Origin of the sequence: Salmonella sp. SAL00653 (assembly GCF_046552515.1) — a bacterium.
In the GTDB taxonomy this organism is placed as follows: domain Bacteria; phylum Pseudomonadota; class Gammaproteobacteria; order Enterobacterales; family Enterobacteriaceae; genus Salmonella; species Salmonella enterica.
In genome coordinates this window covers 186,781-203,977 of the sequence record NZ_JBGDTY010000005.1, presented here as the reverse complement: position 1 = coordinate 203,977, position 17,197 = coordinate 186,781, and the positions used below count along the sequence as shown (strand labels likewise).

Genomic DNA, 17,197 nt, shown 5'->3' with positions numbered 1-17,197 from the left:
TTTCTTATGGTCATCATATTTATAACCAGCGCTAAAGGAGTAACGGTTTTATATACCGTTTGTTGATTTGAAAGTTGAAAAGGGAATAAGAGAATCCCTCCCCACGCGGCGCGGGGAGGAGACCGGCATCAATCAGACGCCTACGCTTACGCTTTCAGGCAGGGTACTGCCGCCATCAATGACGTTTTGCGTTCCGGTAAGATAGCTGGACTCATCGGAAGCCAGAAATGCCGCCAGTTCCCCTACTTCCAGCGGATCGGCAAGGCGGCGTAGCGGAATGGCTTTTGCCATTTCCGTTAATACCGACTCCGGATCGTCAGGATTAGACTGACGGGCAATGCTTTCCGCCATCGGCGTTCTTACATAACCGGGGCAAATGGCATTCACGCGAATACCGGACTGCGCATACTCTACCGCCAGCGATTTGGTTAAACCGACAATGGCGGCTTTTGACAGCGCATAGGCCGTTTCACCCGGGTCCGCCACCATATCTCCCGTGACGGAAGACATCATCACAATGCGGCCATCTTTACGTTTAATCATCTCCGGCAGGACGGCTTTGGTGACGTTCCAGACACCTTTAATATTAATATCAATGTGGAAATCGCGATCTTCTTCACTCATATCGAGGAAGTTGCCCAGACGGCACACGCCAGCGTTATTCACCAAAATATCAATTCTACCTTCAGTCTCTTTGGCGCGCGCAACCGCCGCCTGCACCGAAGCAAAATCTCTGACGTCAGCCTTAACGGCAGTACAGCGATGTCCGCGCCCGCCCAACTCATCCGCCAGCTTTTCAATCTCATCGGAGATATCCAGCAAGATTAAGTTCGCGCCGTGGCGTGCGAATACGCGAGCGATCCCTTCGCCAATGCCCTGCGATGCGCCCGTAATCAATGCTGTCTTGCCCGTGAGTTTACCCATTTTCAATGTCTCCTTTTGAATATGGAGTCTTACACTCCATTAACACTGAAAATACAGTAATAACAAATAAGTGCTGAGGAATAGCTCACTAATTCAGGTAAATATTAGGTAAAAAAATCCCCGCGGAGGCGGGGATGGGCATTTTCATGCTGTTTCATGCTGTTCTGCCTGATGGCGCTGCGCTTATCAGGCCTACCAATCGTAGGTCGAATAAAGCGTTTGCGCTGCCATCCGACAGGGTTTTACCTTATAGCGCTAACAGGCGATCCAGCGACGGCGCAAAATAGTAGCCGCCAGTCACCGGTTTGGTGAAGCGCAGCATCGCGTCGCGTTTACCGTCGGTATCGCCGAACATACTCAGAAGCTGCTGTTCGATATTGTGCAGACGTGCGCAGTAAGCGCAGAAATAGAGACCATGAGTACCGCTGGCGGTGCCGTATGGCAGGCTCTGGCGCACAATCTTCAGCCCTTTGCCATCTTCTTTGAGATCGACGCGGCTCAGGTGAGACGTTGCCGGACGCGCATCGCCGTCAATCTCTTCATTGGCTTCTTTGGTACGCCCGATCATCATCTCCTGATCGTGAATACTCATCCGGTTAAGTTGCTTGAGATTGTGTTCCCAACGCTGCACGAACACATAACTGCCGCCGGCATCCACGCCATCTTTGATCACCGCCACTTCACGACGCGTCTCTTCGCCCGCCGGGTTCTCTGTCCCGTCGACAAAGCCGCTCAGATCGCGTTCTTCCACCCAACGGAAGCCGTGAACTTCTTCTTTCACGTCGATACAGTCGCCGAAGGCTTCCATCGCCGCCTGGGCAACAGAAAAATTCACATCGTGGCGCAGGGAAAGGATATGGATCAGCACGTCATACTGCGTGGCCGGCGCCAGCCCTTTACCATAAGGAATAAAATCTTTCAGTTCTTCCGCCCCGACGCCGCCACTCAGGGCACGCCAGGTATTGTTGCCAAACGCCACAACGGCCCCAAGATGGGCGTCCGGAAATTTGACTTCGAAGGTCGCCAGTTTATCGGCAAATGTTCTGCTGGCCGCGCGCAGGGCGTCCAGGTCGCCTTTTACATTGGCTTCAATCCAAATTGCCGCACGGCAATGTTCCGGCAAAATGCCACTTTGAACCTGAGACATGATTCCTCCTGAAAATGAGAATGCCACGCAGTCGTGGCATTAATGGAGGCTATTTTACCTTGTTTTTAAGCGAAGCGGTTTGTTCAGGCGCAAATTAACGACGCCAGATAATTTTGCGCACGTCCCAGTTTTTTAAGACGTCATCAGGAGGCATTAAGCCTTCCGGTCCGCTCCACTCGCCGGAGAAAACATAGCTAATATGCTGACTTCCCTCGGCTTTACATTCGACGCTGGTATGGCTATCGCTGGAAACCGGCTCGCAGTGACCAAACGCTTTGCTGTAAAGGTCGCTAAACGGCGTACCGATTTTGCCCCCCGCGGCGGTTGGGATATCGCTGTCCAGCACATCAATACGGCTCACGGTTCCCTGCTCGCCGTTGATCACCATCGCGACATTGTCGCCCTTCATCGCTTCGAAAAAGCGCACCACGTTGCCGTTATCGGTTTTCATACCGCTACGCAGGCGATAATCGCCATCTAATGCCTCTGCAATAGCCGGCTCTTCCAGCGGCGTGGCGGCGGTCAGCGCTCCCACGCCTTGCTCAGTGACTTCTGTCGAGGAACCAAACCAGTTCCATGGATTTGCGGCAGACCAGTTGACCGAGGAGAGCGTCGAACAACCAGTCAGCGCCAGCGGCAGTGCGAGTAAAGTCAAACGCAGCGATTTCATCTCACTTCCTTTCTTTTATTAATTAACGTTGGTTGGAGTACGGGTTCGCCAAAAAGTGCCGTTATTCTTTCTCAAGGGAAAAACAGGCACGCAAACGTTGATTGGTTAACAGCCAGATCAGCGCGACGATGTCCGCCAGCAGCAGCGCCAGCCCGACGCCGTTGACCGGGTCGCCACCCAGCCACATCACCGGCAGCCAGCACAACGACACCAGTTGAGCAAGAATCAGGAGTCCGCGCAGCCAGCGCCACACACCAGGAAACGCTTCACGCCGCCCGCTGAGCAAAAACGCCACTACCGCCGGAACGCCGGGCAACAGCCCCAGCCAAAAATTGTCATGGTCGGGATAAAAAAAGTTTAACAAAGTATTACCCTGTCCACGGGATGAACCGGCAATGACAAAGAGTACCCAGGCGCGCGCCTGAAGTAGCAGTACGCACCAGAACAGAAACGGCAGGCGTAAACGTCCGTGTACATCATAATCGGCTGGATGAAACTCAGTACTCTTCATCTTCAATCAGGCGTTTACCCAAACTTAGGGCGTCAGAATGCTCATACCCCAGACGTTCATACATGCCCAGCACAACGTCGTTATCATCGCGCACCATAATTTGGATTTTCGGACACCCGCGAGCGATGAGTTTTTTTTCCAGCCGGTTAAGCAACGCATTCGCAATGCCGCGCCCGCGGAACTCCGGGTGAACGCCTAGGTAATACGCCGAGCCGCGATGCCCGTCATAACCGCCCATTACCGTACCGACGACTTCGCCGCTAACTTCCGCAACGAGGAACAAGCTGACATCGTGATTCACCTTGCGTTCAATATCCATTTCAGGATCGTTCCATGGACGCAGCAGGTCGCAACGCTCCCAGAGGGTAATCACCTCTTCGAAATCTTCCTGGCGAAAAACGCGTATTTCCATGGTATTCGTTGCCTTTTCGGGTGGAAAAACCAAGATTATGGCGCAAACATCTGATTCAGCCAATATCTGACGCGATGTAGCGGAAAAAATGGCATAATGGCGATGTGTCACGTATTGAAATGAAAAGTAAAACAATTCTCATCACCAACCGTCGTAACGGATTACGCGATACGATATAACATCTTGAACTTAATTTTCACAACTCAGGCCGTATGAGCACTTTTAAACTCCTAAAAACTCTCACATCGCGCCGCCAGGTACTCAAAACAGGTCTGGCGGCCCTGACGCTGTCAGGTATGTCGCACGCAATAGCCAAAGAAGAAACGCTAAAAACCAGTAATGGTCACAGCAAACCCAAAACCAAAAAAACCGGCAGTAAACGGCTGGTGATGCTCGACCCCGGACACGGCGGCATCGATACCGGCGCGATTGGCCGCAACGGTTCTCAGGAAAAACACGTCGTACTGGCAATTGCCAAAAACGTGCGCGCTATTTTGCGAAATCACGGAATCGATGCGCGTTTAACCCGGACAGGGGATACCTTTATTCCGCTGTACGATCGGGTGGAAATCGCCCATAAGCACGGCGCGGATCTGTTTATGTCTATTCATGCCGATGGTTTTACCAACCCGAAAGCGGCAGGCGCTTCCGTTTTTGCGCTTTCCAACCGCGGGGCCAGTAGCGCCATGGCGAAGTATCTCTCCGAGCGTGAAAACCGCGCGGACGAAGTGGCGGGTAAAAAAGCCACTGACCGAGATCATCTATTACAACAAGTTTTGTTTGATCTGGTGCAAACCGATACGATTAAAAACAGTCTGACGCTGGGTTCGCATATTCTCAAGAAAATCAAACCTATACATAAATTACACAGCCGCACTACCGAACAAGCGGCTTTCGTGGTGCTAAAATCACCGTCAATTCCGTCGGTATTGGTCGAAACCTCGTTTATTACCAATCCGGAAGAAGAACGCCTGCTGGGCACGACGGCGTTTCGCCAGAAAATCGCTACGGCGATCGCCAACGGCATCATCAGTTATTTTCACTGGTTTGATAATCAGAAAGCACACACGAAGAAACGGTAATCATGAAACCCGATGCACATCACGTAAAACAGTTTCTGCTACGCCTGCAGGATGATATTTGCCAAAAGTTATCCGCTGTGGATGGCGCAAACTTTGTCGAAGATAGCTGGCGACGCGAAGCGGGCGGCGGCGGACGCAGCCGGGTATTACGCAACGGCGGGATTTTCGAACAGGCGGGCGTTAATTTCTCTCACGTTCACGGCGATGCAATGCCCGCGTCCGCCACCGCGCATCGGCCAGAACTCGCCGGGCGTAGCTTTGAAGCGATGGGCGTATCGCTGGTGGTGCATCCGCACAATCCGTATATTCCCACCAGCCATGCTAACGTGCGCTTTTTTATTGCCGAAAAACCGGGCTCCGATCCGGTATGGTGGTTTGGCGGCGGGTTCGATTTAACGCCCTACTACGGCTTTGAAGAGGATGCCGTTCACTGGCACCGCACCGCCCGCGACCTGTGCCAGCCGTTTGGTGACGATGTGTATCCGCGTTATAAAAAGTGGTGCGACGACTACTTTTTTCTCAAACACCGCAACGAGCAGCGCGGTATCGGCGGCCTGTTTTTTGACGATTTGAATACGCCGGATTTCGACCACTGCTTCGACTTTATGCAGGCGGTCGGCAACGGCTACACCCGGGCGTATTTACCGATTGTCGAACGACGCAAAGCGATGGTCTGGGGCGAGCGGGAGCGTAATTTTCAACTTTATCGCCGCGGGCGCTACGTGGAGTTCAATCTGGTGTGGGACAGAGGCACCCTGTTTGGTCTGCAAACCGGCGGGCGCACTGAATCTATCCTGATGTCGATGCCGCCGCTGGTGCGCTGGGAGTACGACTGGCAGCCAGAAGCGGGTAGCCCGGAAGCGGCGCTGAGCGAGTTTATTCAGGTACGCGACTGGATTTAACTTATTTATAAAGTAAAACAATGCAAACAAATACACGGAAAGTAGTAACCAGTGACGCCAAATGGCATCCCCATCTGGGTATAAGTTTTATTGGCTGCCTGCTTGCCATTACACTAGAAATATATTTTGAAGAAAGAATATTCATCCCTCATAGCGGAGGGGTGAGCTTCGGTCTGATCGTGCTTCTGGTTATCAATATGGTGACCATCCCTGTGGTCATGGCCCTGATAGCATTACTCTGCTTTATTATTCATATTCCGCGTAAAAGCGTTAACTGCATCTTGCTATGCCTACTGGCATGTATTTTGACGATAGCCGGTTTGTTTATCGCCTATCCGGTTGGCCGTTGAGTAAAAGCAGGCTCGTAGAAATAAACGAGTTCATTGTAGATAAAGAACTCGGTAATTCGCATTCTGACCTGGTAGCGTTGTACGGCATATAACACCGTTTTCGCCACGGCCGTTCCTAATTTACCCACGACCTTCTCACAGCTCGGTGGCCACCCGGCCTGGGTTCAGGATGCGGAATATCCAACGTGCCCAACGTGCGCGCAAACGATGATGTTCCTCGCACAAATAAGTTATGAAGATATTGAGAAATATGCCGATGGTATGCTTTACGGGTTTATCTGCGGAGACAAAATTGCGCGCGCTTCCCCGGAGGCGGCGCTGGCGCGCCTTGTCCGGGCTACCAACCACAGACGGCAGCGAATCCGTAGGCCCGGTAAGGCGCCAGCCGCCACCGGGCAATTTCCGACACGCGCACGTTATCAGCAACCGGAGAGCCTCCCCATCAATATCAAGCCCATTGCCGCATCCGTTGATGCAACGTCAACGACGGTTTTTCGGCAAATAATTGCTGATAATCGGTGGCAAATTGCCCCAGATGCCAGAATCCCCACTGCATCGCGGCATCTTTGACCGTGGCGCTCTGCGACCACGGGCTAATCAGTTCCCGGCGTACTGCGTTTAAGCGAATACGTTTCAGCCACGCATTGGGGCCAATGCCCAAAATGACGTGAAACGCATTTTGCAGCGTGCGACGGCTTACGTGTAGCTGGTTACATAAGTCGAGCACCGTCAGCGGCTCCGACATATTTTCCAGCACATATTCCCGCGCCCGCGACAGTAGCCTACGATATCCCTGATGGCTGATGCTTTCGGCGCTATGAATCGGCTTCGCCTCTTCCAGCATCGTGCCCATCGCCAGCAACAAATTATCACTCAAGACCTTACGCACCGCAGGTTGATGCAGGGTTTCAGGACTCTCGCTGAAGGTGGCCAGCGCCTGCTGCACAAAGCCCCACAGCGCCGCTTTATGCTGCTCTTTTACCTCCAGCGCTAACTGGTTACGCAGCATATGCAGCACCCTTTCCGAGTTATGCAAAAAAGTGGCCTGACGGGAAATAACATCTTCCGAGATAACGACACCCAGAATGGTGTAATCATCCGGCGTGCTCAGTTCAAACTCGGTGCCTCCCGGTCGGGTGGCAATCTCGGCGCTGCCGAGCCCCTGCGCGCCGATAAATCCCTGTTCGCCGCGCGTCGCCGGAATACCAAACCAGAAAGAGTTTGGCCAAACCAGACACGACTGACGCAGCGCCAGGCCGGTGTATTCACGGAACACCTGAATCTCATCAAGCAGGATTTCCGTGAACTCGCCATGAAATTTACCCGGGTGTAACTGATCGTAGATCTGCTGCCAGGCGGTGATAGTCAGAGCATGTTCATAGACATCCGTCGTCCGTCGCTGATGAACATTGTCCACCTCGACTCTGGGCGTAAGTTTAACGTCTTCGGGTAACGCTTCATGATAAAGATGGTGCAAATTCGCTGTACGGGTCTTTTTCATGATCTTCTATGCCGGACGCCCGCCAGGACGCCCGGCCCTCCGACAGATTAATTTTTGATGCGATAGCGACTACTGCGTTTACGCAACGCTCCGTCAGAAAAGAGTTGTTCCAGCACGTTTCTGGCCTGCTCCAGCGGCCAGCCAAAATGCGCGGCAACCTCTCCCGCCGTCATTCCCTGGCGTACTGATGCCAGCAGCGCCAGTAACGCTTCAGCGAACTCAGGCGTTGCGGGTACCTGGGGCGCTTTCTCAGTCGGCGTTGTCGCACGCGCAAACCCGCCAATCAGCCACTGGGTGTCCTCTTCCGGACGACCAATTTCTTTGCGACTAATCACACGGCCTGTGCGCTGCGCGGCGGCGCTTCCGGCATCCAGCGCCGCACGACACGCCGCCAGATCGCCCTCCACCACCAGCGTTAGCCTGCCAGGGTCGAGCACTTGATGACTGAGCAAACGCACGTTGGCCGCTTTCAGCATGGCATCCGCCGCATCGACGGCGGCGACCATTCCGTCCACTTCCAGTAATCCCAGGGCATTGATCATTGGCAGCCTCCGTTACGCACGCTGGACAGGGTTACGGGCGATATCCAGCACGGCGTCGGTAAAGGCGTTGCAGGCGGCTTTACACGCGGCCTGGCTTCCCGTTAAGAACGCGGCCGAATAGTTGGTTTCCGACGGCGGCGGCACGTAAGTCACCAGCTGAACGTCAGCGGATTTCATCGCCGCGTCAATGCCGAATGTCGCTTCCAGCGGCGGCGCCACCAGATAGGCCATTGGATCGCCCAGCGCAATACCTGCGGTAGACGAGAGGTACGAGCCGGTACGCGAAACCACATGCGCCAGGAACGCGGTATTTTCCGCATCGTTCGCCCACTGGAACGCCGCGCCGTTTTCAATGCTGGCGACCATTGCATCCAGACCGGCGCGCACTTCCGCCGGGTTCGGTCCGCCCAGCATAATCAACACCTCACCAGCGGTAGGCGACGGCCCGTGAGCCGCCCCGGCATAGAGGGAGCGGCCATAGACCACTTCCACCATCGCCTGTTTTGTCGCTTCGTCAGCGGCAATATAGGTCACATCATCAGAATCTGCCGTGATGAGTCCGAGACTACGTATATGTGGCGGTAATTTAAGTTCCCGCGCAAAGCCGTCATTCACGGAGGCAATCACGCGCATGGCAGTCACTGAAGGTCGAATTAAATCTAATGCAGGCATGATGTCTCCTTAACGGGTCATGTTGATGCCGGACGCTTTCTGCTCCAGCATCCGTTTGGCCAAATCCACAATCACGGCGGCGGCTTCTACTGGCGGCGTCCCCCCCTGATGAATGTTTGAAATACAGGTTCTGTCGGCCTCGACGGTGGTCGCCACGCGCGGGGAATAGACGGCGTAGCAGGAAAGACTTTCCGACTGCCCCAGCCCCGGACGTTCGCCCACCAGCAGGATGACGACCTTCGCGCCGAGAATTTCGCCAATCTGATCTTCAATCTTCACGCGGCCATAGCGCACAAAGAACGGCGTGCCGACGTTCAGCCCGGCCTGCTTCAGACCGGCAAGCAACGGCGGCAGGATCTCTTCATAGTTGGCGGTGATCGCATCCGTAGAGAGGCCATCAGAGACCACTACCTGCACATCCGGGTTCATCACGCACTGCGACTTCAGCGCGTCAATGGCTTCCGGGCTCAGGCGACGCCCCATATCCGGGCGCGTCAGGTACAGGTTTTGTCGCTGATCTCCGAACGTACTTCCAGCAGCCCTTGCGCTTTGACCCACTCTTCCGGCACTTCTTTGAGCACGGTGTCTTTCGAACGGGAGTGATCCGCCAGAAAGCGCAGCAGCGCCTGGGTACGTGGACGTGGGCCAGCGCGCCCCGTACAGACGCGTGCCGCAGTACTGCGACGCAGTTCGGTCAGCACGTCCGCACGATGTGGGTTCTCGACGCCAATCCAGGCTTTTGCCTCCGCGGAACCTAAATCCAGCGCGCAGCTTTCGGTCACCGTCGGCGCGGCGCACTGCGGCTTTGCGCCTTCCTGCGTTGACGGCGCGGCGGGCTGCGGTACGTCCTGTCCCATTGACGCCATCACGCTACGTACAATTTCTTCAATCTGTTTTTGATCCATGGTGTTATCCCCGCGTCATCAGAAGAACAGTGACGGATCGCCCGCCCGTTTGGTCAGACGACCGTTTGCCATAATGCCCATCGTTTCCAGCCAGCGTTCAAACTCCGGCGACGGCCGTAAATTCAGCAACTGACGGACGGTGGCGGTATCGTGGAAAGCGGTGGTCTGGTAGTTGAGCATGATGTCGTCGCCGAGCGGCATCCCCATGATGTAGTTACAGCCGGCAGTGGCGAGCAGAATCATCAGGTTTTCGTTAAGGTTCTGGTCGGCATCGGCATGGTTGGTATAGCAGCAGTCGCAGCCCATCGAGATGCCGCTCAGCTTGCCCATAAAGTGATCTTCGAGACCGGCGCGGATAATCTGCCTGTCGTTGTAGAGATACTCCGGCCCGATAAAGCCCACCACGGTGTTCACCAGGAACGGATCGTAGTGGCGAGCCAGCCCGTAGTTACGCGCTTCCATCGTCACCTGGTCGGCACCAAAGTTCGCGCCAGCCGACAGCGCCGAGCCCTGCCCGGTTTCAAAGTACAGGCAGTTTTCCCCGGCGATGCGGTTGAACTCCGCGCCCACAGCCCGCGCTTCGTCGAGCATCGCCAGTTCCACACCGAACTCTTTTAAGCCCTTCTCGCTGCCGCAAATGCTCTGGAAAATCAGTCCGCCCGGCGCGCCGCGACGAATCGCTTCGATCTGGGTGGTGACGTGCGCCAGCACGCAGCCCTGGGTCGGAATATTGAATTTATCGATAACGCCGTAAACGGTGTCGAGCACGCGGGTCAGGTTCTCCACGTCATCGGTCACCGGGTTAACGCCGATCACCGCATCGCCTGCGCCGAAAGAAAGCCCTTCGTAGATTTGCGCGGCGATACTCTGTACATCGTCACGGGTATCGTTCGGCTGCAAACGGCAGCTAAAGGTGCCCGGAATACCGATGGTGGTATTGGCTTTTTTGATCACCGGCATTTTCTTGCCGCCGTAGATCAGGTCGGCGTTGGAGCAGATTTTCGCCACTGCCGCCACCACTTCGGAGGTCAGCCCTTTGCGGGTAAACGCGATATCGTCCACGGAGGTTTCATCGCTCAGTACGTATTCGCGCAGTTCGCTGATGCTCCAGTTTTTAATCCGGTTATAGGCCGTTTCGTTGACGTCATCCTGAATCAGGCGCGTCACGCAGTCCTCTTCATAGGCAATCACCGGATTGTTGCGGATATCCGCCACCGTCATTTCCGACAGTACCTGTTTTGCCGCTACGCGCTCCTGCGAACTTGCCGCGGCAACCCCGGCCAGCACATCCCCCGAACGCAGTTCGTTGGCTTTAGCCAGTACCTCTTTTACATCCTTAAACTGATAAACATTGCCGAACAATGTGGTCTTTAGTTTCATAAGTCGTTCCCTCAGGAAGGAAATGCGAGTGATTTCACCGTCACCGGCACAACCGATCCGCCAAAAAGAGGCGTACCAATGTCGATATAGTCTCCCGCCCGCACGACCACCTCATCGATGACCGCCAGCGGAAGTTGCGGTAACTATGGGCGCAATAACATGCCCAGCGCTTTACCAAAATCCTGCTCGGCCACCACCAGCAGGGGATGTGGATTGGGATAACGCGCGACAAAAGCCGTCAGCGCGTTGATGACCGTGAGTAATGCGGCGTAACGCACCGGAAGCGTGGCGGGAAGCGCCAGCACGTAAGCGTCGGTTTGCGGGTCGAGATCAAGCTGGAGAAGCGCCTGCCGCCAGGCGTTCACCAGATCGGCGTCATCCTGCGGGATCGCCACCGGCAGGTTGCGCAGCGGCAGTTGGACGTCTTCCAGCCAGATAGTACTGCCGGAAAGCGAGAGCGTATGGGCCCCCGCGCCAATCACCGTGGCGCGCACGGTTTGCGCCGGAAACTGCACGTTCATCTCGCGCAGACGCGGGTGCTCATGCAGCGCGGTCGCCAGCAGCGGCCCGATATCAGAAAAGCAGAACGGATCGGCAGGTTGGTTGCGGTAGCATTCACCTACCCCACCGGAAAGGGTGATCACCTCTGGCGTAATATCGGCGGGCAGCAGCCCGGTTTGCATCAGCGATTGCGCCAGCGGCGAGAGCGCGCCAGTGATAACCTCGACGATGAGATCCGCCATCCGCCGCGCCACCTGTCCCAACTGTGCGGCAGCTAAGGCGCGAGCATCAGTACCCGAACCGAACACCTCATCGATAATCATCTGCCCCGGCTGATGGGCATAAACCACGCGCCCCTGAGCGTCGGTTTCCAGCAGGCGACCACCGACGTTAAGGCAAGCGGTGCCGCTGACTTTTCCCGCGTCAAACAGCGCGTAGTTAGACGTGCCGCCGCCGATATCAATATTCAGCACCCGGCACATCCGCTGCTCAGACAAGCTTTGCGCTCCGGCGCCGTAACCGGCAATGACCGATTCCAGATGCGGCCCGGCGCTGGCGACCACAAAGTCGCCCAGCGACTGCGAGAGCGCCATGACCGCCGGACGGGCGTTGCGGGTTTTGGCGCTTTCGCCGGTGATAATGATAGCCCCTGAGTCCACCGATTCAGGCGCGATGCCTGCGGCCTGATACTGGGCCAGAATCAGCGCTTTAAGTTCGGCCTCTTTCAGACCGCCCTGCTTATCCACGGGCGTAAAGAAGACCGGGCTTTGCCAGCTAATGTCGCGTTTGATGAATTCGTAGCGCGGCACCTGCGACACCGCCGCACGGTTAACCAACTCCAGGCGCGAGAAGATCACCTGCGTGGTGGTGGTGCCGATATCGATACCGACGCTCAGTAGCTGGCGAGTGTTCACGATTGCGCCTCCGCTTCGGTTTTCACCTGGGCGGCGTCATCTTTCGGCACCAGCATCATCGCCACGCCAATCGCCGTCACGCCGCCGATCAGCTTGCCGACAATCATCGGGAAGATCATGGCGTTCATGTTGGCAGCGGCGAAGCCTAAATGGTCGCCCAGCGCGAACGCCGCAGAGACGGCAAATGCGCAGTTAATCACTTTGCCGCGGGTATCCATCTGCTTCATCATGCCGAACATGGGGATATTGTTCGCCAGGGTCGCTACCATGCCTGCCGCCGCAATATTATTTACGTTCAGCAGTTTACCGACATTCATCAACGGTTTTTCAAACCAGCGGGTCAGTAACAGCACCATCGGATACGCGCCAAGCAGCACGCAGGAGATAGAGCCGATCACTTCAATGGCGCGCATCACTTCGCCGGGTTTGTCGCCTGGCGCCATAAAGATCGGGTCGAGTCCCGGAATCAACTCCCAGCCCAACAGGAATTTAATCACCGCAGCCGCCAGACCGATGGTGATCAGCGCCACCAGAAATTTGGCGAAAATCTGGAAACCGTTGATCATTTTTTCCGGGATGAACTTCAGCCCCAGCGCTACCAGCACCGCGACAATCAATACCGGGATCATGTTCATCAGGATCAGCGCGAAGGTAAACTCCACTGGCTGACCATTGATCTGCACGCCTGAGTACATGGCGATCAATCCCCCCGCAATGCAGCCAATGGGAATGGTGACGATACCCGCCAGTACGCCAAGCGCCAGGTAGCGGCGGTCAGACGGTTCGATAATGCCGAGCGCCACCGGAATGGAGAACACAATGGTCGGCCCCATCATCGACCCAAGTATTAACCCTGAGTATAGCCACGCCGCGACATCACCGCCGGCCAGCTCTTTGGCGAGGAAGAATCCGCCCATATCACAGGCCAGCAGCGTACCCGCGAACATGGATGGGTTCGCGCCCAGCATTTCGTATACCGGGATAATAACCGGCCCCAGTACATGCGCCAGCACCGGCGCCAGCGCGGTCATACCGACCATCGCCAGTCCCAGCGCGCCCATCGCCATAAAGCCCTCTTCAAACTGGCCGCCAGCCCCCTCGATACTCTTGCCAAATTTACCGAGGAAGCGCGCCGACCCGCCGAACTGCGACAGGATCCTGTCCACGGCGGCAATCAGCATAAAGAACATCATGATGTACATGATGATTTCGTTAATTCCCATAGCCCCTACTCCCTGTCATTTTTGATTTGTAAGCCGGATAAGACGTTTACGTCGCCTCCGGCATTAACGCCGTGTTATTGCCGGATGGCGGTGCGAGCACCTTATCCGGCCTACAGGCATTACCCGGCAGCCGCGTACAGGTCGATAATCTGTGCCTGTGTGGCGGTGCGTGGGTTACTGCGCAGACAAATATCCTCCAGCGCGGCTTGCGCCCACGCGCTGTAGTGTTCGGGTTTGGCGCCAGCGTCAGCCAGCCGTTTGCTCTGGCCCACTTCGGCAATCAGCTCGCTCACCGCCGCAATCGCATCGCGATCGTCCGATTTCTTATTGGTTAACGCCCGACCGATTTGACTGAAGCGTTCGCGGCAAACCATCCGGTTAAAGCCCATGACCGTCGGTAGCAGCATGGCGTTGGCCTGGCCGTGCGGAATATGCAGCGCCGCCCCTGGCTGGTGCGCCATCGCGTGACACAGCCCCAGACCGGCGCTGGAAAAGGCCATTCCCGCCATACAGGAGGCCAACAACATATTTTCACGCGCCGCCAGATCGTGGCCGTACCCCACGGCTTTCGGCAGCGATTTGCCAATCATCGCTATCGCGCCAATCGCCAGGCTGTCGGTAAACGGCGTGGCGTTGAGCGCGCTGTAGGCCTCAATCGCATGCGTCAACGCATCGATACCGGTCATCGCCGTCACGTTTGGCGGAACGCCTTCGGTCACGGCAGCATCAAGAATCGCCACGTCCGGCATTAGTGACGCGTGTGCCAGCACCTGCTTGCGCCCGCTGACCGCGTCGATAATCACCGTCACGTTGGTGGTTTCAGAACCGGTTCCGGCGGTGGTCGGCACCGCAATCAGCGGCAGACGCGGGCGTAATGTACTGCGCTCGGTCATGGCGCTCAGCGTCTGGTCAGGGTTAGTCACCAGCAGGGCGACCGCTTTCGCCGCGTCCAGCACCGAACCGCCGCCAAAGGCCACTACGCCGTCGCACGCCGCCTCACGCAGTTGCGCCACCGCCGCGCAAACATCGGTGATGCACGGCTCGCCTGGCGGACACGGCCAGACTGTCATCGCCACGCCTTTCATCGCCAGGCTGCGTGCCAGCGGCGCGGTCATTCCCGCCTGATGCAGGAAGCTGTCGACCATCACAAACAGATGGCTTACGCCTCGCGCTTGCGCTTCCTGGCCGCAGGCGCCGAGCGCCCCAAGTCCGCACAGCGTGACCGGCGGTACGCTGAACGTTTTCACCCGTTGCAGATTCAGGGTGTCGAATGCCTGAAACAGCGCCGTCTGTAGTTCAGCTTGCATAGAGTCCCTCCGCTTTCGCTCTCCCGCTGTTGGCTATCGCCAGCGGGGTCATAAACAGGCTGTGCTGCGGTAAATGCACCTGTAACTCCGGGAAACGCTGGCGAAATAACGCCTCCACGCCCGGCTGCATACAGGAACCGCCCGCCAGCCATAAATCTGTCACTCCCTGCCCGGCAATATGGCAAGCGACGATTTCCGCCATCTTTTCGTACACCGGCTTCACTACCGGCCAAATCTCCTGCGCGTTGCTGCGCTTGTACTGTTCCGCCTCTTCCAGGGGAATACGTCGGTTGCCCGCCAGCGTCAGGGAGATATGGTGCCCGCCAGTGGCTTCATCGGCGGAGTAAGTCACCTTGCCCTGTTTGACGATGGCAATGCCGGTAGTGCCGCCGCCAATATCCACCACGCCTGCATTATCAAGCGCCAGCAGATCCGCCACCGCCGTCGGTTCATCCAGTACGTGGCTGACTTCTAACCCAGCAGACTCCAGCACGTTGATCGAAATACGCGGGTCAGTACCCGGTGGGAACGAGGTCGCCGCGTGGGTGAAGCGGCAGCCGAGCTGCTGTTCAAGGGTGTCGAGATGGCGGCGCACGAGGGTGACGGCACCGAAGAAATCCCAGACGATGCCGTCACGCACAACGTCGGCCCAGTCAAGGCACACCGCCACCGGCTGGGCGTTGCCGTCGACCACCATCGACACCACGTCGCAGGTGCCCAAATCGACGCCCAGCCACAGCGGTGTATCGCTGGCGGCGGGCGTCTGGTTACACAGGGCCGCCGCTTTTTGCAGTCTTGGGGTGAGCCAGAGTTGTTCGTCGTGCGCCATGAGTCATCCCTTATACAATGCGAAACGCATCCACCAGCACGCATCGACGCAGCCGCACAAAGGTACGCGCGCTGGTCACCCCTTCGCCGGTTAGCGTGGTGATGGTCATGGTGGTCCAGCCTTCACCGCCCAGTCCGAGACCAGCAATGCACGGACCGTTTTTGACGAAAATACTGGTATCAATGGCGTTCGCCATCTGGTTCATATTGTCGATATTGCGCGAGTGCATTGCCGCGGTGTAGTGGCAGCCGCCCTCAAGCTGGACCGCCAGCGCAATGGCTTCTTCAACGTTGGCGACCCGCACCACCGGCAGTACCGGCATCATCATTTCAGTGACGGCAAACGGATGGTTAGCTGGCGTTTCCACAAACAGCAGGCGCGTTTGATCCGGGACGTTCAGGCCGATGGCTGCGGCGATCTTGCCCGCGTCACGACCGACCCAGTCACGGCTGACGGTGCCTTTGCCGCGCTCATCAATATTCTTCAGCAGCACCGGCTGGAGCTGTTCGGCCTGAGCGGCGGTCAGTTTCACCGCGTGCTGACCTTCCATCAGACGCATCAGCTCGTCGGCGACGCTATCCACCACAATCAGCACTTTTTCGTCGGCACAGATGATGTTGTTATCAAACGACGCGCCTTTAACGATGGATTGTGCAGCGCGCGGCAGGTCGGCGGTCTCATCCACCACCACCGGGGGATTACCGGCACCGGCGGCGATCAGGCGTTTATTAGTATGTTTACGCGCCGCGTCCACCACCGCTTCGCCGCCAGTCACCACCAGCAGGCCAATACCGGGATATTTGAACAACCGCTGGGCGGTTTCGATATCCGGGTTCGCCACGGTGACCAGCAGATTTTCCGGGCCGCCGGCGGCGACCACCGCCTGATTGAGGAGGGTGATTGCCCGCTGAGAGACCTTTTTCGCCGCCGGATGCGGGGCAAACACGACGCTGTTGCCTGCGGCAATCAGGCTGATGGCGTTATTAATCACCGTCGCCGCCGGATTGGTGGACGGCGTGACCGAGGCCACCACGCCCCAAGGCGCATTTTCAATCAGCGTCAGGCCGTTATCGCCGGTCAGCACCTGCGGAGATAAACACTCGACGCCCGGCGTGCCGCGCGCCTGCGCCACGTTTTTAGCAAATTTATCGTCAACGCGTCCCATGCCGGTTTCGCTGACGGCAAGCTCCGCTAATTCTCGGGCGTGTTTTTCGCCCGCTTCGCGAATGGCATGAATGGCAAGCTGGCGCATCGCCACGCTCTTCAGCCCCTGCTGGGCCCGTTTTGCTGCCGCCACTGCGTCATCCAGGGAGGCAAAAACGCCCATCTCATGAACAGTGCTGGCCGGCTGGCTGCTGTCTTTCATTTTCAGCAGTACCGCTTTCACCACCTGTTCAATATCCTGTTGATTCATGATGTTCAGTC

16 protein-coding genes and 3 pseudogenes are annotated in these 17,197 nt (G+C 56.8%); 4 read left to right on the top strand and 15 right to left on the bottom strand.

Annotation, left to right across the window (positions count from 1 at the left end; genetic code table 11):
* Window positions 1-132: 132 nt before the first annotated feature.
* From ucpA to ACLJRU_RS08630, 5 genes are all read right to left on the bottom strand, one after another.
* Window positions 133-924 (bottom strand): SDR family oxidoreductase UcpA, encoded by a 792-nt coding sequence (gene ucpA / locus ACLJRU_RS08650; RefSeq protein ID WP_000517460.1) that lies wholly within the window; start codon window positions 922-924, stop codon window positions 133-135.
* 247 nt (window positions 925-1,171) lie between these two features.
* Window positions 1,172-2,071, bottom strand: a complete 900-nt coding sequence (yfeX, locus tag ACLJRU_RS08645) for a porphyrinogen peroxidase (RefSeq protein ID WP_000084583.1) — start codon at window positions 2,069-2,071, stop codon at window positions 1,172-1,174.
* Between the two features lie 94 nt (window positions 2,072-2,165).
* Window positions 2,166-2,741 carry an RpoE-regulated lipoprotein gene (locus tag ACLJRU_RS08640; protein WP_000838968.1) on the bottom strand — a complete coding sequence of 192 codons (576 nt, stop codon included), beginning with the start codon at window positions 2,739-2,741 and terminating at the stop codon, window positions 2,166-2,168.
* A 61-nt stretch (window positions 2,742-2,802) separates the two neighbouring features.
* Window positions 2,803-3,252, bottom strand: a complete 450-nt coding sequence (locus tag ACLJRU_RS08635) for a DUF2919 domain-containing protein (protein WP_000842938.1) — start codon at window positions 3,250-3,252, stop codon at window positions 2,803-2,805.
* Window positions 3,239-3,664, bottom strand: a complete 426-nt coding sequence (locus ACLJRU_RS08630) for a GNAT family acetyltransferase (protein ID WP_000406008.1) — start codon at window positions 3,662-3,664, stop codon at window positions 3,239-3,241. The genes ACLJRU_RS08635 and ACLJRU_RS08630 overlap by 14 nt, the downstream gene beginning before the upstream one ends.
* Window positions 3,665-3,876: 212 nt before the next feature.
* On the opposite strand from ACLJRU_RS08630, the gene amiA reads away from it, so the two are divergent.
* The 4 genes and pseudogenes from amiA to ACLJRU_RS08610 all read left to right on the top strand — a co-directional run.
* Window positions 3,877-4,746, top strand: coding sequence for an N-acetylmuramoyl-L-alanine amidase AmiA (amiA, locus tag ACLJRU_RS08625; RefSeq protein WP_000102880.1), 870 nt, complete (start codon window positions 3,877-3,879; stop codon window positions 4,744-4,746).
* 2 nt (window positions 4,747-4,748) lie between these two features.
* On the top strand, window positions 4,749-5,648 hold the full coding sequence (gene hemF, locus ACLJRU_RS08620) for an oxygen-dependent coproporphyrinogen oxidase (protein ID WP_038394026.1): 900 nt from the start codon (window positions 4,749-4,751) through the stop codon (window positions 5,646-5,648).
* Between the two features lie 20 nt (window positions 5,649-5,668).
* Window positions 5,669-5,998: a hypothetical protein gene (locus ACLJRU_RS08615; RefSeq protein WP_001194343.1), complete on the top strand. Its 330-nt coding sequence runs from the start codon at window positions 5,669-5,671 to the stop codon at window positions 5,996-5,998.
* A 78-nt stretch (window positions 5,999-6,076) separates the two neighbouring features.
* Window positions 6,077-6,280 (top strand): annotated as a pseudogene (locus ACLJRU_RS08610) (DUF1963 domain-containing protein); the annotation flags it as partial.
* A 166-nt stretch (window positions 6,281-6,446) separates the two neighbouring features.
* Here the strand turns inward: ACLJRU_RS08610 and eutR are convergent.
* The 10 genes and pseudogenes from eutR to ACLJRU_RS08560 all read right to left on the bottom strand — a co-directional run bounded on the left by eutR (window position 6,447) and on the right by ACLJRU_RS08560 (window position 17,186).
* Entirely contained in the window at window positions 6,447-7,499 is a 1,053-nt protein-coding gene (gene eutR / locus ACLJRU_RS08605; RefSeq protein ID WP_001540575.1) for an HTH-type transcriptional regulator EutR, read from the bottom strand.
* A gap of 47 nt (window positions 7,500-7,546) precedes the next feature.
* Window positions 7,547-8,041: an ethanolamine utilization microcompartment protein EutK gene (eutK, locus tag ACLJRU_RS08600; RefSeq protein WP_000606266.1), complete on the bottom strand. Its 495-nt coding sequence runs from the start codon at window positions 8,039-8,041 to the stop codon at window positions 7,547-7,549.
* Window positions 8,042-8,053: 12 nt separating this feature from the next.
* A complete protein-coding gene (gene eutL, locus ACLJRU_RS08595; RefSeq protein ID WP_001111056.1) occupies window positions 8,054-8,713 on the bottom strand; it encodes an ethanolamine utilization microcompartment protein EutL in 660 nt (219 codons plus the stop codon).
* A gap of 9 nt (window positions 8,714-8,722) precedes the next feature.
* Window positions 8,723-9,618 (bottom strand): annotated as a pseudogene (gene eutC / locus ACLJRU_RS08590) (ethanolamine ammonia-lyase subunit EutC).
* Window positions 9,619-9,636: 18 nt separating this feature from the next.
* Window positions 9,637-10,998, bottom strand: a complete 1,362-nt coding sequence (gene eutB / locus ACLJRU_RS08585) for an ethanolamine ammonia-lyase subunit alpha (RefSeq protein WP_000769990.1) — start codon at window positions 10,996-10,998, stop codon at window positions 9,637-9,639.
* 11 nt (window positions 10,999-11,009) lie between these two features.
* Window positions 11,010-12,413 (bottom strand): annotated as a pseudogene (gene eutA / locus ACLJRU_RS08580) (ethanolamine ammonia-lyase reactivating factor EutA).
* Window positions 12,410-13,636 carry an ethanolamine utilization protein EutH gene (eutH, locus tag ACLJRU_RS08575; RefSeq protein ID WP_000512344.1) on the bottom strand — a complete coding sequence of 409 codons (1,227 nt, stop codon included), beginning with the start codon at window positions 13,634-13,636 and terminating at the stop codon, window positions 12,410-12,412. The pseudogene eutA and the gene eutH overlap by 4 nt, the downstream one beginning before the upstream one ends.
* A gap of 119 nt (window positions 13,637-13,755) precedes the next feature.
* A complete protein-coding gene (eutG, locus tag ACLJRU_RS08570; protein WP_001147505.1) occupies window positions 13,756-14,943 on the bottom strand; it encodes an ethanolamine utilization ethanol dehydrogenase EutG in 1,188 nt (395 codons plus the stop codon).
* Entirely contained in the window at window positions 14,933-15,772 is an 840-nt protein-coding gene (gene eutJ / locus ACLJRU_RS08565) for an ethanolamine utilization protein EutJ (protein WP_000929673.1), read from the bottom strand. The genes eutG and eutJ overlap by 11 nt, the downstream gene beginning before the upstream one ends.
* 10 nt (window positions 15,773-15,782) lie before the next feature.
* Window positions 15,783-17,186 (bottom strand): aldehyde dehydrogenase family protein, encoded by a 1,404-nt coding sequence (locus ACLJRU_RS08560; RefSeq protein ID WP_023235123.1) that lies wholly within the window; start codon window positions 17,184-17,186, stop codon window positions 15,783-15,785.
* Window positions 17,187-17,197 lie beyond the last annotated feature (11 nt).

Bases quoted from the DNA above. Each gene is read 5' to 3' on its own strand.
- eutR (WP_001540575.1), bottom strand. From the start codon at position 7,499: ATGAAAAAGACCCGTACAGCGAATTTGCACCATCTTTATCATGAAGCG.
- hemF (WP_038394026.1), top strand. From the start codon at position 4,749: ATGAAACCCGATGCACATCACGTAAAACAGTTTCTGCTACGCCTGCAG.
- ACLJRU_RS08560 (WP_023235123.1), bottom strand. From the start codon at position 17,186: ATGAATCAACAGGATATTGAACAGGTGGTGAAAGCGGTACTGCTGAAA.
- eutJ (WP_000929673.1), bottom strand. From the start codon at position 15,772: ATGGCGCACGACGAACAACTCTGGCTCACCCCAAGACTGCAAAAAGCG.
- eutL (WP_001111056.1), bottom strand. From the start codon at position 8,713: ATGCCTGCATTAGATTTAATTCGACCTTCAGTGACTGCCATGCGCGTG.
- yfeX (WP_000084583.1), bottom strand. From the start codon at position 2,071: ATGTCTCAGGTTCAAAGTGGCATTTTGCCGGAACATTGCCGTGCGGCA.
- ACLJRU_RS08615 (WP_001194343.1), top strand. From the start codon at position 5,669: ATGCAAACAAATACACGGAAAGTAGTAACCAGTGACGCCAAATGGCAT.
- ucpA (WP_000517460.1), bottom strand. From the start codon at position 924: ATGGGTAAACTCACGGGCAAGACAGCATTGATTACGGGCGCATCGCAG.
- amiA (WP_000102880.1), top strand. From the start codon at position 3,877: ATGAGCACTTTTAAACTCCTAAAAACTCTCACATCGCGCCGCCAGGTA.
- eutB (WP_000769990.1), bottom strand. From the start codon at position 10,998: ATGAAACTAAAGACCACATTGTTCGGCAATGTTTATCAGTTTAAGGAT.
- ACLJRU_RS08635 (WP_000842938.1), bottom strand. From the start codon at position 3,252: ATGAAGAGTACTGAGTTTCATCCAGCCGATTATGATGTACACGGACGT.
- eutK (WP_000606266.1), bottom strand. From the start codon at position 8,041: ATGATCAATGCCCTGGGATTACTGGAAGTGGACGGAATGGTCGCCGCC.
- eutH (WP_000512344.1), bottom strand. From the start codon at position 13,636: ATGGGAATTAACGAAATCATCATGTACATCATGATGTTCTTTATGCTG.
- eutG (WP_001147505.1), bottom strand. From the start codon at position 14,943: ATGCAAGCTGAACTACAGACGGCGCTGTTTCAGGCATTCGACACCCTG.
- ACLJRU_RS08640 (WP_000838968.1), bottom strand. From the start codon at position 2,741: ATGAAATCGCTGCGTTTGACTTTACTCGCACTGCCGCTGGCGCTGACT.
- ACLJRU_RS08630 (WP_000406008.1), bottom strand. From the start codon at position 3,664: ATGGAAATACGCGTTTTTCGCCAGGAAGATTTCGAAGAGGTGATTACC.